Here is a 14255-nt window from a genome sequence, read left to right on the forward strand (position 1 = left end):
CCCTTTGCGGGCCGCCGACATCGACCGCACCTGCCGCGCTCCCGAGCCGCCGCACGGACGCTCACCACGACACCGACTTCCGGGTCGTGATCGATGTCTTCGATCACGGTCTTCTCGATCCCGAACACTGCCCGCCATAGGCTGAGATCACGCACGCCGTTCTCCTGCGCTTGGTTCCTGTTCCTCGACAGCTCAGAAACTTAGACAGGAAGCGGCGTGCGGCCTCTCAAGACGACGAAACTCGCCCACACATCAGTCAGAAGAGCCCTGTGGACTGGGGATTCTCCAAGGATCTACGATCCGCAGCCCGCCTTCAAGGCCGGTGGTTTCGAGGCTCCTCGCTAGCGCTCGTCGCACCTCAACCACCGGGAGCTGGCGCTCGTCGCACCTCGACCACCGGGGGCTGGCGCTCGTCGCACCTCGACCACCGGGAGGCCGGCGGAAGCTCGTCGTACCTCAACCACCGAGCCAGTCCGCCTTGATGGCGCGGTGGTTTCGAGGCTCCTCGCTGGCGCTCGTCGCACCTCAACCACCGGGAGGCCGACGCCCGGCGAGGCCACTCCAGCCCCACCTACGCAACCGCAGGCCGACCGGCGGTCCCAGCCACCCGCCGTACCTCCTCGTCGCTGCCGCTCAAGACGGTGTCCCTGCGCAACCGAGTGCGTCGACGACGTCCACGCCTGATGGTCTACTGGCCCCGTGGCGCATCCGATCATGTTCAGCGACGACGACCCGGGGCTGGCGCGGCTGCGGGAGATCTGCCTCGCGCTGCCGGGGGTGGAGGAGAAGGTCAGCCACGGGCGGCCGACGTTCCGGGCGGGGAAGATCTTCGCGGTGTTCGGCGGCAGCGAGAAGGTGCGGCCGGGGGAGCACCGGATGGTGCCGTGCGCGCTGATCGTCACGCCCGACGAGGTGGACCTGCCGGCGCTGGACGCGGACGAGCGGTTCTTCGTGCCGGCCTACTACGGGTCGTCCGGCGCCCGGGCGCTCGACCTGGCCGCGCCGGACGTCGACTGGGAGGAGGTCGCGGAGCTGGTCGACGCGTCGTACCGGCGCGTCGCGCCGAGGCGCCTCGTCGCAGAGCTCGATGCCCGGCGGTAGCCTCCAGTCGTGACGACGCGACCCGAGAGCAGCGCCCCGGCGCGGGTGGGGGACTACACCCTGCTCACCCGCCTGGGCGAGGGCGGCATGGGCATCGTCCACCTCGCGCGCGGCTCCGACGGGCGGCGCGTGGCGCTCAAGGTGCTGCGGCCCCAGGTCGTCGGCGACCGGGAGGCGCGCGAGCGGCTGGCCCGCGAGGTCAGCTCGCTGACCCGGGTGCGCAGCCCGTGGGTGGCGGAGATGCTCGCGGCCGACCCGTGGGCGGAGGTGCCCTACGTCGTCACCCGCTACGTGCCCGGCCTCTCGCTGCACGAGCACGTCGCGACGGAGGGACCGGTCGACGGGCCGGACCTCCACTGGCTGGCCGGCTGCCTCGCAGAGGGCCTGGCCGCGGTGCACGCGGTCGGCGTCCTGCACCGCGACGTGAAGCCGGGCAACGTGCTGATGGAGGGGCGCACGCCCATCCTCATCGACTTCGGGCTGGCCCGGGTGGCCGACGACGTGCGGATCACCCAGACCGGCTGGCTGCTCGGGACTCCGGGCTACCTCGCGCCCGAGATCCTGTACGGCGACGAGGCGACTCCCGCCGCCGACGTGCACGCGTGGGCGGCGACGGTGGCCTACGCCGCGACCGGGCGGGCGCCGTACGGCCGCGGGCCGGCGATGGCGATCATGGACCGCACCCGGCGCGGCCAGCACGACCTCTCCGGGATCGAGAAGCCGCTGGCCGACGTGCTCGCGGCCGGGCTGCACCCGGACCCGCTCGAGCGACCGCTGCTCGAGGAGCTGCTCGCCTGGCTGCGGCCGCTGAGCACCCGCCCGGAGCTCCCGCCCGTCCCGCCGCCGGGCGTGCTCTTCGACGACGGCCCGGCGCCGGTCGACGACGACTTCACCCTGCCGCTGGCGCTGGCCGGTCACGACGCGCCGCCGCCCCCGCCGCCTCCCGCGACGCCGCTGGCCACGCCGCCGACCCTGCCGACCGGCCCGACCCTGCCTGCCGGCCCGGCCGGCCCGGTCGGCCCAGTCAGCCCGGTCCCGCCCACGCTGCGCCAGGACCCGCCCCCGCCGGTCGACGCGGTGCAGCGGATGGAGCAGGAGTGGGACGAGGCCAACGGCTACGACCCGGACGCACCCTTCGCGCCCGTCGCCCAGCCGCCGCTGCCCGAGCGGATCCGCCGCTGGGTGGGTGTCGGTGCGGGTGCCGTCGCGCTCGGCGCCGGGTTCGCCGCGGCGCCGTGGGTCGCCTGCCTCACCGTCGTGCTGGCGGTCTGGCTGCTGCGCGCCGGGTCGCTGGCCACCTCCGCCGTCGCGCTGCGCCGCAGCGTCCGCGGCGCGAAGTGGTACGACGGTCTGCGCTGGCTGGTCACCAGCCCGTGGCACTTCCTGCGCGCGATCACCGGCACGGTCGTGCTGGTCACGTGGAGCGCCGGCCTCGGCCTCGCCGTCGGGCTGATCTGCTACGCCCTCGCGCTCGACGTCCCGAGCACCCTGATGGCCAGCGGCGCGACCCTCGGCGTCGCGCTGTGGTCGGGGCCGGGCTCGAGCCGCTTCCGCTCGCCGGTGTCGCGGGTCCTCCACCCGACCTGCCGCAGCACCCTGCCGTGGCTGTTCACCTGTGCCGGGCTGCTCGCCGTCGCGGCGCTGCTCGGGGTGCTGGTCGCCGGCAACGGCGTGAGCTGGACGCCGTGGGAGAGCGGGCCTTTCGGACTGTGAGCCGGACCGGCCCGCAGACGTGACAGACTTGCAGGCGCGATGAACGAGCAGCTCGACCTCCACGGCGCCTTCCACGTCTACGACACGACCCTGCGTGACGGCATGCAGCAGGAGGGCCTCAACCCGACCGTTGCCGACAAGCTCGCCATCGCGCGCCACCTCGACGGCCTCGGCGTCGGCTACATCGAGGGCGGCTGGCCCGGCGCCAACCCCAAGGACACCGAGTTCTTCCGCCGCGCGGCCGAGGAGCTCGACCTCAAGCACGCCCGCCTCGCGGCCTTCGGCGCGACCCGCCGCGCCGGCGTGCAGGCCGCCGACGACCCGCTCGTCGCCGCCCTGCGCGACAGCGGGGCCAGCGTCGTCACCCTCGTCGCGAAGTCGCACGTCGGCCACGTCGAGAAGGCGCTGCGGACCACGCTCGAGGAGAACCTCGCGATGGTCCGCGACACCGTCAGCCACCTGCGCGCCGAGGGGCAGCAGGTGTTCCTCGACGCCGAGCACTTCTTCGACGGCTACCGCCTCGACCGCAGCTATGCCCTGGAGGTGCTCCGGACGGCGTACGACGCCGGCGCCGACGTCATCGCGCTGTGCGACACCAATGGCGGCATGTTGCCGGGCTGGGTCGCCGACGTCGTCGCCGACGTCATCGAGACCGCCCAGGTCCGCGTGGGCATCCACTGCCACAACGACACAGGCCTGGCCGTGGCGAACACCCTCGCCGCCGTCGATGCCGGCGCGACCCACGTGCAGGGCTGCATCAACGGCTACGGCGAGCGCACCGGCAACGCCGACCTCGTCAACGTCGTCGCCAACCTCGAGCTCAAGCTGGACCGCCAGGTGCTGCCGCCGGGCCTGCTCACCGAGGCCACGCGGATCGCGCACGCGGTCGCCGAGGTCACCAACGTCCCGCCCTCGGCGCGGCAGCCCTACGTCGGCACCAGCGCCTTCGCGCACAAGGCCGGCCTGCACGCCAGCGCGATCAAGGTCGACCCCGACCTCTACCAGCACATGGACCCGGCGGCCGTCGGCAACGACATGCGGCTCCTGGTCTCCGAGATGGCCGGCCGTGCCTCGATCGAGCTCAAGGGCAAGGAGCTCGGCTTCGACCTCTCCGGCACCCCCGAGGTCGTCAACCGGGTGACTGCGCGGGTCAAGGAGATGGAGTCGCGCGGCTACACCTTCGAGGCCGCCGACGCGTCCTTCGAGCTGCTGCTCATCGAGGAGGCCGAGGGCCACCGGCCGTCGTACTTCGAGGTCGAGAGCTGGCGCGTCATCACCGAGACCCTCACCCACGCCCGTCCGGGGGAGGAGGCGGTCTCCGAGGCGACCGTGAAGCTCAAGGCCGCCGACGTCCGCTACGTCGTCACCGGCGAGGGCAACGGCCCGGTCAACGCGCTCGACCAGGCGCTGCGCACCGCGATCGGCCAGGCGTTCCCGGAGATCGCGAAGTTCGAGCTGATCGACTTCAAGGTCCGCATCCTCGACCAGGGCCACGGCACCGACGCGATCACGCGGGTGCTCATCGAGACCAGCGACGGTGAGTCGTCGTGGGTCACCGTCGGCGTCGGCGCCAACGTCATCGAGGCCTCGTGGGAGGCCCTGATGGACGGGCTGACCTACGGCCTCCTCAAGCACCACGTCGACTGAGCAGGGACTCACCCCACGACGCGGTGGACCAGCTCGGTCCACGCGTGGTGGACCTGCTCCTCGGTCATGCCGAGGTGCTCGACCTGCTGGCGCAGGAACGGCAGGCTCAGCGGGGCGATGAGGGCGGTGGCGAGGTAGGGCAGGTTGCCGCGCACGCCGAGCTGCTGGAGCAGCAGCCGCACGTGCATGGTGGCGAAGCCCACGACCGCGTGGTTCTCGCCCCACGTCCGCCCGGCCGCCTCGATGAGCGCGCCCTGCTCGAGGTGGAGGCGGATCCGGGCGCGGCCGAAGGCGAGCAGCCGCTCCATCGGCTCCGCGCCGGGGCCGAGGGGCGGGGGACCGCTGATCACGGCCGCCTGCCACTCCGCCTCCCGGTGGTCGAGCAGGGAGGCCATCAACCCCTCGCGGCTCCCGAACCGGCGGAAGACGGTGCCCTTGCCCACGCCGGCGTGGGCGGCGACGGCGTCCATGGTGATCGCCTCGACCCCGCAGCCGTCGCGCATCAGCGCCACCGCCGCGTCGAGCAGCGCGCGGCGGTTGCGAGCGGCGTCCCGGCGCTCGCGGGGGGCCGCGTCGAGCAGCGGGAGCTCCCTGGTCATGGTGCCCCCACCCTAGGTGGAAAAAAGTCGGAAGAATGAGGAATGGAAGCGGACCACGGTCCGTTTAGCCCGTCATGACCAGCACCAACACCCGCATCGCCGTGCTCGTCGGCAGCCTCCGCGCCGACTCCGTGAACCGCAAGATCGCCGAGATCCTCCGCGACGAGGCGCCCGAGGGCGTCACGCTCGACATCGTCGACGGCCTCGACCAGGTCCCGTTCTACAACGAGGACATCGACGGTGAGAACGCCCCGGCCGCTGCGGCCGCCCTCCGCGAGCGCGTCGCCACCGCGGACCGCGTGCTCGCGGTCACCCCGGAGTACAACGGCACCATGCCGGCCGTGCTCAACAACGCGATCGACTGGCTCTCCCGCCCGTACGGCGCCGGCGCCGTCGTCGGCAAGCCGTTCGGCGTCATCGGTGCCACGCCCACGCCGTACGGCGGCAAGTGGGCCCACGGCGACACCGCGCGATCGGCCGGCATCGCCGGCGCGTTCGTGGTCGAGGACGTCACCGTCTCCCAGTCGGCGATCGACGTCGACCCCACCACCGACCCCGAGGTCCGCGCGAAGCTGCTGTCCGCGCTGAACACCCTCGTCGAGGCCGCGCCGGCGGTCTCGGCCGCCTGAGCCCAGGGGCTACGGTCAGGTCGTGGCCGAACTTCACGACCTGACCGCCCTCGAGCAGGGAGCCCTGATCCGCTCCGGCGTGATCAGCCCCGTCGAGCTCACCGACCACTACCTCGAACGCGCCGCGCGTCTCCCCAGGGAGTACGTCGACGGCGCGTTCGCCTTCCTCGACCCCGATGCCGCCCGGCGCCGTGCCCACGAGGTCGCCGCCGTCGGCCCGGTCGGGGAGGGTGCCTCGCCGCTGGCCGGCGTGCCGACGGCGATCAAGGACCTCAACCTGACCCGCGGGGTGCCCACCGCGTTCGGCTCCCCGGCGTTCGCCGGCTACGTGCCCGAGGTCTCCGACGCAGTCACGCTGGCGATCGAGGAGGCCGGGCTGGTCAGCCTCGGCAAGACCAGCACGCCGGAGTTCGGCTCGCCCTGCTACACCGAGCCGGAGGGCCGTCCGCCGGCCGTCACGCCGTGGGACACCACCCGGATGGCCGGCGGGTCCTCCGGTGGTGCCGCCGCCGCCGTCGCCGCCGGCCTGGTGCCGGTGGCCCACGGGTCCGACGGCGGGGGCTCGATCCGGATCCCTGCCGCCTGCTGCGGGCTGGTCGGGCTCAAGCCGACCCGCGGCCGGATCAGCGGCTTCCCGATGTACGGCGACCCCGTCGGCCTCGCCACGTCCGGGTCGATCGCGCGCACGGTCGCCGACGCGGCCGCCCTGCTCGACGTCCTGGCCGGGCGCCGGGCCGGTGACCCGAGCTGGGCGCCCGAGCCCGCCGGCACCTTCCTCGAGGCGACCGGCCGCGAGCCGGGTCGGCTGCGCATCGGCTGCTTCGAGCAGCCGGTCATCGCCGACGTGGAGCTGCACCCCGAGGTCCGCCGCGCGTACGACGACACCGCGGCCCTGCTCACCTCGCTGGGCCACCAGGTCGAGGGCATCCCGGTGCCGATCCCCGCCGATGCGGTGCCGGTCTTCGAGACCTGCTGGGCCGTGCTCACCGCGCTCTCGACGGTGACCCTGACCCCGGAGCAGCAGGCGCTGCTGCGGCCCCTGACCCGCTGGCTGGGGGAGCGCGGTGCCGCCGTCTCCGGACCCGAGTTCGGGCTCGCCATCGGCCAGCTCCGTCGGCTCGCGGCGGAGGCGCTGGTCGCGCTGGCGCCGTACGACGCCGTGCTCACCCCGACGCTGGCCACGCTGCCGCTGCCGGTCGGTGCGATCCGCGACGACGCCGACCCGGCCGCCGACTTCGAGGCGCAGAAGCGGTTCACCCCCTTCACCTCGGCGTGGAACGTCACCGGCATGCCCGCGATCTCGCTGCCGCTGCACCAGGGCAGCGAGGGCCTGCCGATCGGGATGATGCTCGCCGCGCGCCCGGCCGAGGAGGAGCTCCTCCTCTCGCTGGCCGCGCAGGTGGAGGCCGCTGCGCCGTGGAAGGACCGCCGCCCGCCGCTCTGGTAGCCGCAAGACCCACGGTTCCGAGGCATTTTCGCAGGAGACTCTGGCGCTCGGCCGACGGTCGGGTCTAGCGTGCGAAGGCCACCCCAGGAAGGGAACTCACCGTGCGTCTTCGCAGTCTCGGCGGCTTGGGTGCCGCACTCCTCACGGCTGGCCTGCTCGTCGGCCTCCCCAGCCCGGCGTCCGCGTGGACCGTCGGGGACCAGACCATCACGCTCACGCTCAACGACTCGGCGGCCGGGGGGAACTTCGACCTCGACTTCGACAAGGCCTTCGAGGCGACCACCGCCTCGGGTCGCGACGTCTACATCTACGCCCCGGTCGGCTGGCAGGACTCGGCGACCGCGACGCCCGACAACCCCGTGCCCGGCATCTCCCAGGGCTGGGACCCGCACCCCGACGACGAGTTCACGCCGTGCACCGACGGTGACGAGCACGTGATCACGCCCGAGCAGATCGCCGCCATGGGCGAGTCCATCGAGTCGATCATCTCCGTCGACGAGGCTCACTTCGGCCCGATCGGCAGCGACGCCCCGTTCGTGCTGCTGGCCTACAACGTGCCCGACGAGTCCTTCTACGACTGCGCCGAGACGACCTACACGGCCGGCTACTTCGCGCCCGACCTGCTCGACACCTACGGCATCAACGTGGTGACCGTCGACTCCTTCCAGTGGTCGCTCCGCCTCGAGCAGTACCAGGGCACGGTCGCCCACGAGGTCGAGCACCTGCTGATGAACTACTCCGACCCCGGCGAGCTGTCCTGGGTCGACGAGGGGCTCGCCGACTTCGCAATCTTCCTCAACGACTACGGCACGAACACCGGGCACACCTACTACCACCAGGTGTTCCACCGCGAGACCTCGCTGACGCGGTGGGGCGGCGGCCCGGAGAACTACGGCGCGGCGTACACCTTCTTCCAGTACCTCTGGGAGCAGGCGGGCGGCAACGGTGACGGCACCTACACGCCCGACCTGGAGTACGACGGCGCGGGCGGCGACCTGCTGATCAAGATGATCTTCGAGGAGCAGGCCAACGGCGTCGAGGGCGTGCAGGCGGCGATCGACGCGTTCAACGCCCAGACCGGTGGTGACGTCCCGGACTTCTGGAGGTCTACAACAACTGGGCGGTCGCCATCGACGCCGACGTGGAGGGCAGTGACCTCTTCGACGTCAAGGCGATCGACATGCAGACCGAGCTCGGCGGGCTGACCATCGACTGGGGCAACGAGGTCTTCTACGACGGCCGCGGCCAGTATCAGGGCAACATGAACCCGCAGAAGTGGGTCCGCAAGGGCAACGTCCCGGACCAGACGGCGATCCCGTTCGGCCTCTCGTACGAGACCTTCCGCAACCCGGGCCCGAACTTCACCCTCGACCTCACCGGCACGCCGAGCACCCAGGTCGTCCCGCACGAGGGCGACACGCACTGGTGGGGCGGCTACGAGAGCCAGTCGGACCACGTCCTCGACGTGGACTACGCCGGTGGCGACACGCTGTCGTTCTGGACCTGGTACTTCATCGAGGAGGGCTGGGACTACGGCTTCGTGGAGGCCCTGGTCGGCGGCGAGTGGCAGACCGTCCCGGTGACCTCGGGCGGCGCGACCATCACGACCGACGACGACCCGCACGGCAACAACACCGAGGGCAACGGCATCACCGGGACCTCCGGTGGCGCCTACTTCGTCGACGAGCCGACCTACCTCGAAGCGGAAGCGGCACTCCCGGCCGGTACGACGGACGTCCGGTTCCGCTACTCGACCGACGCTGCGTACCTCGACACCGGCTGGTTCGTCGACTCGGTTGCCGTCGACGGGGCGGCCGTCGGGGTCAGCTCGACGACCTGGCTCGACACCACGGCCACCCAGGACAACAACTGGACCGCGCAGGTCGTGTCCGGCTGCGACCTGACCCCGGGGCGTACCAGCGCCGGGGAGATCGTCGACGGCGGGCTGCACGTCTACCGGTTCGAGGGCGACCAGATCCACCAGACCGGCTTCGACACCCAGTGCCTGCGCGGCAAGGACACCATCACGGTGATCATCACCAACCAGCCGTCCGGTGACCTCACCGTGCTCGACGCCCCTACGAGTTCCGCCTCGTCGGGACCGGGAAGGGCAAGGGCAAGCAGAACGGCTGACGTCTGCCACCGCGCGACCGGGGACCGTCACCCGGGTCCGGGCCACCAGGCCCGGGCCCGGGCGGCGAACTCGGCGGGGGCCAGCTCGCCGGCGCCGGCGGGGATGACGCCGACGAGCGGCACCCCGGTGAGCCGGGTGAGGTCGGTGCGGTTGCACGTCTCGGCCACCCCGGGATCGGTGGGCCACGCGCCGATGACCAGCCCTGCCGGCTCGACCTGGACCGCGCGCAGTGCGGTCACGGTGAGCTCGGTGTGGTTGAGGGTGCCCAGCCCGGCGCCGGCGACCACGACGACCTCGACCGGTGACGACACGACCCCGTCCGCGCCGCGGCGGCGCAGCGCGAAGGTGAGGTCGCGGGCGACGTCGAGCAGAGTGCCGCCCTCGGCGTCGAGGCGGACCAGCAGGCCGCCCGCACCCTCGACGACCACGAGGTCGTGCTGCCCCTCGGCGACGAGCTCCCGGATCCTGACCACGTGCTCGCGCACGGTCGGGATGCGCACCTGCTGGCGGCGGGCGGCGGTGTCCGGCGCCAGCGGCTCGTCCAGCCCGACGAGCTGCACCGCGTCGACCCCGGCCAGGCGGCGCACCACCTCGACGTCGGGCACGTCCGGGTCCGGGCCGCCGATGCCCGTCTGCACCGGCTTGACGACGAGCACCCGCTCGCCGTCGGCGGCCGCGCGGGCCGCGAGCGTGGCGGTGGCGATCGTCTTGCCGACGCCGGTGTCCGTGCCGGTGACGACCACGACGCGCGTCACTGGTGCTCCTTCACGAGGGCGACCAGGGTGTCGACGGCGCGCGTCCAGTCGTCGTCGGGCACGCCCGCGGTGACGGTGACTCGCAGCCGCGAGGTCCTGTCCGGCACCGACGGCGGGCGGAAGCAGCCGACCCGCAGGCCGGCGTCGAGGGCGGCGGCCTGGGCGGCCACGGCGGCGCGGGGCGAGGACATCGGCACCGACAGCACGGCCCCGGCGGGCGCGACGACGCCGAGCGCTTCGGCGAGGGCGGCGACCCGGGACCGCACCGTCGCGCCCAGCTCCGGTCGGCGGCGGACCTCGCGCAGTGCGGCCAGCGCCGCCGCGGTCGGCGCCGGCGCCAGGCCGGTGTCGAAGATGAACGGCCGGGCCCGGTTGACCAGGTGCTCGCGCAACGCGGCCGGGCCGAGCACGGCACCGCCCTGGCTGCCGAGCGACTTCGACAGGGTCGCGGTGACGACGACGTGCGGACGTCCCGCCAGGCCCAGCGCGGCGACCAGGCCGGGGCCGTGCACGCCGAGGCCGTGCGCCTCGTCGACGACCAGCAGGGCGTCGTACCGCTCGCAGAGGTCGGCGAGCTCGACCAGCGGAGCGGCGTCGCCCAGCACGGAGTAGACCGACTCCACGAGCACCAGCGCCCGCTCGCCGGCGGACGCGGCCTCGACGAGGCCGGCGCGGACCGCGCCGACGTCGCTGTGCGGCACCACCGTGAGGCGCGCCCGGGAGAGCCGCACCGCGTCGACGAGGGAGGCGTGGACGTGCGCGTCGGACAGGACCCGCGTCGTGCGGTCCGCCAGCGCGGTCACCAGGGCGAGGTTGGCGTGGTAGCCGGTGGACAGCACGAGGGCCGCCGGCTGGCCGAGGTAGTCGGCGAGCTCCCGCTCGAGCTCGCCGTGCAGGGACAGCGTGCCGGTCACCAGCCGCGACGCGCTGGCACCGCCGCCCCACCGCAGTGCGGCGTCCGCCGCGGCCTGCCGGACGGCGGGGTCGCGGGTGAGCCCGAGGTAGTCGTTTCCGGCGAGGTCGGTCGTCGCGTCGTCGGCCGGACGCTCGCGCAGCCGCCGGGTGAGCCCGGCCTCCTCGCGTCGCGCCGCCTCGTCGGCCAGCCAGTCCAGCCACCTGCTCATCCCGCACGCACCGCCGCTCCTATCCCTGCGACGAGCCTGTCCAGCTCGTCGTCCGCAATGACGTAGGGCGGCATCGCGTAGACGAGGTCGCGGAAGGGCCGCAACCACACGCCCGCCTCGATCGCCGCCTCGGTGGCCGCCACCACGTCCACCTCCCGGTCCAGCTGGACGACGCCGACCGCGCCGATGCTGCGCACGTCGGCCACGCCGGGGGTGCCGCGCAGCGGCTCGAGCCCCGACCGCAACCGGGCGCCGATCCGCTCGACGGTGCCCGCCCAGTCCTGGCCGAGCAGCAGGTCGATCGAGGCGCTCGCGACGGCGCACGCCAGGGGGTTGCCCATGAACGTCGGGCCGTGCATGACCACGCCCGCCTCACTGGCGGAGATCCCGCGCGCGACCTCGTCGGTCGTGAGCACGGCCGCGAGGGTGAGGTAGCCACCGGTCAGCGCCTTGCCGACGCAGAGCAGGTCGGGGACGACGAGCTCGCTGGCGAAGAGGGGGCCGGTGCGCCCGAAGCCGGTGGCGATCTCGTCGAGCACCAGGAGCAGGCCGTGCTCGTCGGCCACGTCGCGCAGCACCTGCAGGCAAGCGACCGGCCACGGCCACATCCCGCCGGCGCCCTGCAGCAGCGGCTCGACGATGATCCCCGCGAGCTCGTCGTGGTGCCGGTCGGCGATGCGGCGGACGGTGCGCGCCCACGCCCCGACCTCGGCCGCGCCCGCGCCGGCGCCCGGCGGTCGCGGCGCGAAGACCTGCTCGGGCAGCAGGCCGCGCCACATCGCGTGCATGCCGCCGACCGGGTCGGTGACGCTCATGCAGTCGAACGTGTCGCCGTGGTAGCCGCCCAGGACGGTCAACATCCGGGTGCGGTCGGGGCGGCCGGCGCCGCGCTGGTGCTGCAGCACCATCTTCATCGCGACCTCGACCGCCACCGAGCCCGAGTCGGCGAGGAAGACCCGCTGCAGCGGCTCCGGCGTGATCGAGACCAGCCGGCGGCCGAGCTCGACGGCCGGGGCGTGGGTCAGCCCGCCGAACATGACGTGCGAGAACGACGCGGCCTGCTCGGCGAGCGCGGCGTCGAGGACCGGGTGGCGGTAGCCGTGGATCGCCGACCACCACGACGACATGCCGTCGACGACCTCGCGGCCGTCGTACGGGCCGCCGAGGGTGAGCTGCGCGCCGCAGGCATCGGTCACGAGGCGGACCGGGGTGGGCTCCGTCATCGACGTATAGGGGTGCCACAGGTGCTCGCGGTCGAACGCCAGCAGCTCGGTGGCGGCGTCGGTGGGGGCGGCGGTGGGGGCGGCGGGCACGGGACGGACCGGTGACTCAGGCGTTGGCCGGCACCTGCGTGCCCGCGCCGCGGCGACGGATGGACGGGCCGAGGTCGAGGCTGCCGTCCTCGAAGGCGGTCTCCGCGCCGAGGATGACGAAGCCGTTGTCGCGCAGCATCTCCAGGTCGGCGCGGGCGTCCTGGCCCTCGGAGGTGAGGTAGTCGCCGAGGAAGATCGAGTTCGCGACGTGCAGCGCCGTGGCCTGCAGGCTGCGCAGGTGCATCTCGCGGCCGCCGGCGATGCGGATCTCCTTGTCGGGGCACACGAAGCGCGCCATCGCGAGGATCTTCACGCAGCGGGTGGGGGAGAGCTCCCAGGTGTTCTCGTACGGCGTGCCGTCGAACGGCATCAGGAAATTGACCGGGATCGAGTCCGCGTCGAGCGCCTTGAGCGCGAAGAGGGCCTCCACGAGCTGCTCGTCGGTCTCGCCGAGGCCGGCGATCAGGCCGGAGCAGGGGGAGAGGCCGGCCGACTTCGCCTTGCCGATGGTGTCGACACGGTCGTCGTAGGTGTGCGTCTGGACGATGTTGTCGTGGTTCGACTCGGCGGTGTTGATGTTGTGGTTGTAGGCGTCGACGCCGGCCGCCCTGAGCCGCTCGGCCTGCCCGTCCTCGAGCAGCCCGAGGCAGGCGCAGACCTCGACGCCGTCGTACTCCTCCTTGATCGCCTCGGTCATCTCCACGACCTTGTCGATGTCGCGGTCGGAGGGGCCGCGGCCGGAGGAGACCATGCAGACCCGGCTGGCACCGCCGTGGAGGCCGGCGCCGGCCTGGCGCAGCGCCTCGTCCTTCGACAGCCACGAGTACTTGAGGATCGGCGCCTGCGACCCGATCGCCTGGCTGCAGTAGTTGCAGTTCTCCGGGCACAGGCCGGACTTGAGGTTGACCAGGTAGTTGACCTTGACCGTGTTGCCGAAGTGCGCGCGGCGCAGCCGGCCGGCCGCCGCGACGAGAAACATCAGCTCGGCGTCGGGGGCGCGGAGCACGGCCAGCGCCTCGTCCTCGCTCGCCTGCCCGCCCTCGAGGATGTGGGTCGCGAGGGCGTCGAAGTCGGTGGTGGTCATGGGCTGCTCCTAGCGGGCGAGGCGGCTAACTGAACAGTGTTCAGGTGGCGAGGATAGCCCCGGATCGTCCGCCGGCGCCACGATCCGTCCGGGGCTCAGTCGTCGCCGATGCCGCGTGCGTGCAGCGCGTCGCCGGTCGCGCGGGCGTGGGCGACCACGCGGATGACCAGCGGGGTGAGGTAGGCGCGCGGGCTGCGCTCCAGCCCGCGCGCCCGCGCGGCGTCGCGGGTCTCGCCCGCGATCTCCAGGGTCAGCGGGATGCCGCGGATCATCAGGGAGAACGCCAGCGCCACGAGGTCGGGGCGCACGCCGAAGCGGCGGAACGGTCCGAGCCAGCGGGTGATCGCGTCGATCATCCTCTCGACAGACGTGCTGGTGGTGAAGGCCGTCGCCAGCAGCACCAGCGCGACGAAGGCGCCCACGACGACGAAGGCGTGCTCGGCGCCGCGCTGCCACGTCTGGTACGCCGCCAGCAGGGCCATGCCGATGAGGATCCCGCGCAGCGCCCGGACCGCCCGGCCCAGGCGCACGCCCGCGACCACGCACAGTGCGACGGCGAGGACGAGCAGGCCGGTGGTGGTCTCCGGGCCGCGGAACACCACGGCCACCACGCTGAGCGCGACCATGCCCAGCAGCTTGGTGCCGACCGGGAGCCGGTGCAGCACCGAGTGTCCCGGCTGGTAGTCGCCGATCGGGCTGAACGCCACGG

General features: G+C 73.2%; 12 protein-coding genes and 1 pseudogene. 7 read left to right on the forward strand and 6 right to left on the reverse strand.

What is annotated here, in order from left to right; translation table 11 throughout:
* The first annotated feature begins 699 nt into the window (after positions 1–699).
* From NOCJ54_RS0113410 to cimA, 3 genes are read left to right on the forward strand one after another with little or no spacing between them, the layout of a single operon-like run.
* A complete protein-coding gene (locus NOCJ54_RS0113410) occupies positions 700–1101 on the forward strand; it encodes an MmcQ/YjbR family DNA-binding protein (protein WP_028655898.1) in 402 nt (133 codons plus the stop codon).
* 9 nt (positions 1102–1110) lie between these two features.
* Entirely contained in the window at positions 1111–2814 is a 1704-nt protein-coding gene (locus NOCJ54_RS0113415; protein WP_157514903.1) for a serine/threonine-protein kinase, read from the forward strand.
* Positions 2815–2853: 39 nt separating this feature from the next.
* A complete protein-coding gene (gene cimA, locus NOCJ54_RS0113420) occupies positions 2854–4461 on the forward strand; it encodes a citramalate synthase (protein WP_028655900.1) in 1608 nt (535 codons plus the stop codon).
* Positions 4462–4469: 8 nt separating this feature from the next.
* On the opposite strand, the gene NOCJ54_RS0113425 is transcribed toward cimA, so the two are convergent.
* Positions 4470–5060 carry a TetR/AcrR family transcriptional regulator gene (locus NOCJ54_RS0113425; protein WP_028655901.1) on the reverse strand — a complete coding sequence of 197 codons (591 nt, stop codon included), beginning with the start codon at positions 5058–5060 and terminating at the stop codon, positions 4470–4472.
* A gap of 74 nt (positions 5061–5134) precedes the next feature.
* Between NOCJ54_RS0113425 and NOCJ54_RS0113430 the strand changes: the two genes are divergently transcribed.
* The 4 genes and pseudogenes from NOCJ54_RS0113430 to NOCJ54_RS30715 form a co-directional block, all read left to right on the forward strand.
* The gene (locus tag NOCJ54_RS0113430; RefSeq protein WP_028655902.1) at positions 5135–5689 is read left to right on the forward strand and encodes an NAD(P)H-dependent oxidoreductase; all 555 of its coding nucleotides are present in this window, start codon (positions 5135–5137) and stop codon (positions 5687–5689) included.
* A gap of 22 nt (positions 5690–5711) precedes the next feature.
* Positions 5712–7136 (forward strand): amidase, encoded by a 1425-nt coding sequence (locus NOCJ54_RS0113435; RefSeq protein WP_028655903.1) that lies wholly within the window; start codon positions 5712–5714, stop codon positions 7134–7136.
* A 125-nt stretch (positions 7137–7261) separates the two neighbouring features.
* Positions 7262–8341, forward strand: a complete 1080-nt coding sequence (locus tag NOCJ54_RS0113440) for a hypothetical protein (RefSeq protein ID WP_028655904.1) — start codon at positions 7262–7264, stop codon at positions 8339–8341.
* 56 nt (positions 8342–8397) lie between these two features.
* A pseudogene (locus tag NOCJ54_RS30715) lies at positions 8398–9000 on the forward strand (hypothetical protein); the annotation flags it as partial.
* Between the two features lie 296 nt (positions 9001–9296).
* Here the strand turns inward: NOCJ54_RS30715 and bioD are convergent.
* The 5 genes from bioD to NOCJ54_RS0113480 all read right to left on the reverse strand — a co-directional run bounded on the left by bioD (position 9297) and on the right by NOCJ54_RS0113480 (position 14253).
* Positions 9297–10025, reverse strand: a complete 729-nt coding sequence (gene bioD, locus NOCJ54_RS0113460) for a dethiobiotin synthase (RefSeq protein ID WP_028655905.1) — start codon at positions 10023–10025, stop codon at positions 9297–9299.
* A complete protein-coding gene (locus NOCJ54_RS0113465; RefSeq protein ID WP_028655906.1) occupies positions 10022–11149 on the reverse strand; it encodes an 8-amino-7-oxononanoate synthase in 1128 nt (375 codons plus the stop codon). The genes bioD and NOCJ54_RS0113465 overlap by 4 nt, the downstream gene beginning before the upstream one ends.
* A complete protein-coding gene (locus NOCJ54_RS0113470; RefSeq protein ID WP_084255194.1) occupies positions 11146–12462 on the reverse strand; it encodes an adenosylmethionine--8-amino-7-oxononanoate transaminase in 1317 nt (438 codons plus the stop codon). The genes NOCJ54_RS0113465 and NOCJ54_RS0113470 overlap by 4 nt, the downstream gene beginning before the upstream one ends.
* 16 nt (positions 12463–12478) lie before the next feature.
* Entirely contained in the window at positions 12479–13546 is a 1068-nt protein-coding gene (bioB, locus tag NOCJ54_RS0113475; RefSeq protein ID WP_028655908.1) for a biotin synthase BioB, read from the reverse strand.
* Positions 13547–13641: 95 nt separating this feature from the next.
* Positions 13642–14253, reverse strand: a complete 612-nt coding sequence (locus NOCJ54_RS0113480) for an energy-coupling factor transporter transmembrane component T family protein (RefSeq protein ID WP_028655909.1) — start codon at positions 14251–14253, stop codon at positions 13642–13644.
* Positions 14254–14255: the final 2 nt, after the last annotated feature.

It is taken from the genome of Nocardioides sp. J54, assembly GCF_000519005.1.
Lineage (GTDB): Bacteria > Actinomycetota > Actinomycetes > Propionibacteriales > Nocardioidaceae > Nocardioides.

What these genes read in the sequence shown, in the direction of transcription:
- NOCJ54_RS0113425 (WP_028655901.1), bottom strand. Translation starts at nt 5,060, where the DNA reads ATGACCAGGGAGCTCCCGCTGCTCGACGCGGCCCCCCGCGAGCGCCGG.
- NOCJ54_RS0113465 (WP_028655906.1), bottom strand. Translation starts at nt 11,149, where the DNA reads ATGAGCAGGTGGCTGGACTGGCTGGCCGACGAGGCGGCGCGACGCGAG.
- NOCJ54_RS0113430 (WP_028655902.1), top strand. Translation starts at nt 5,135, where the DNA reads ATGACCAGCACCAACACCCGCATCGCCGTGCTCGTCGGCAGCCTCCGC.
- cimA (WP_028655900.1), top strand. Translation starts at nt 2,854, where the DNA reads ATGAACGAGCAGCTCGACCTCCACGGCGCCTTCCACGTCTACGACACG.
- bioB (WP_028655908.1), bottom strand. Translation starts at nt 13,546, where the DNA reads ATGACCACCACCGACTTCGACGCCCTCGCGACCCACATCCTCGAGGGC.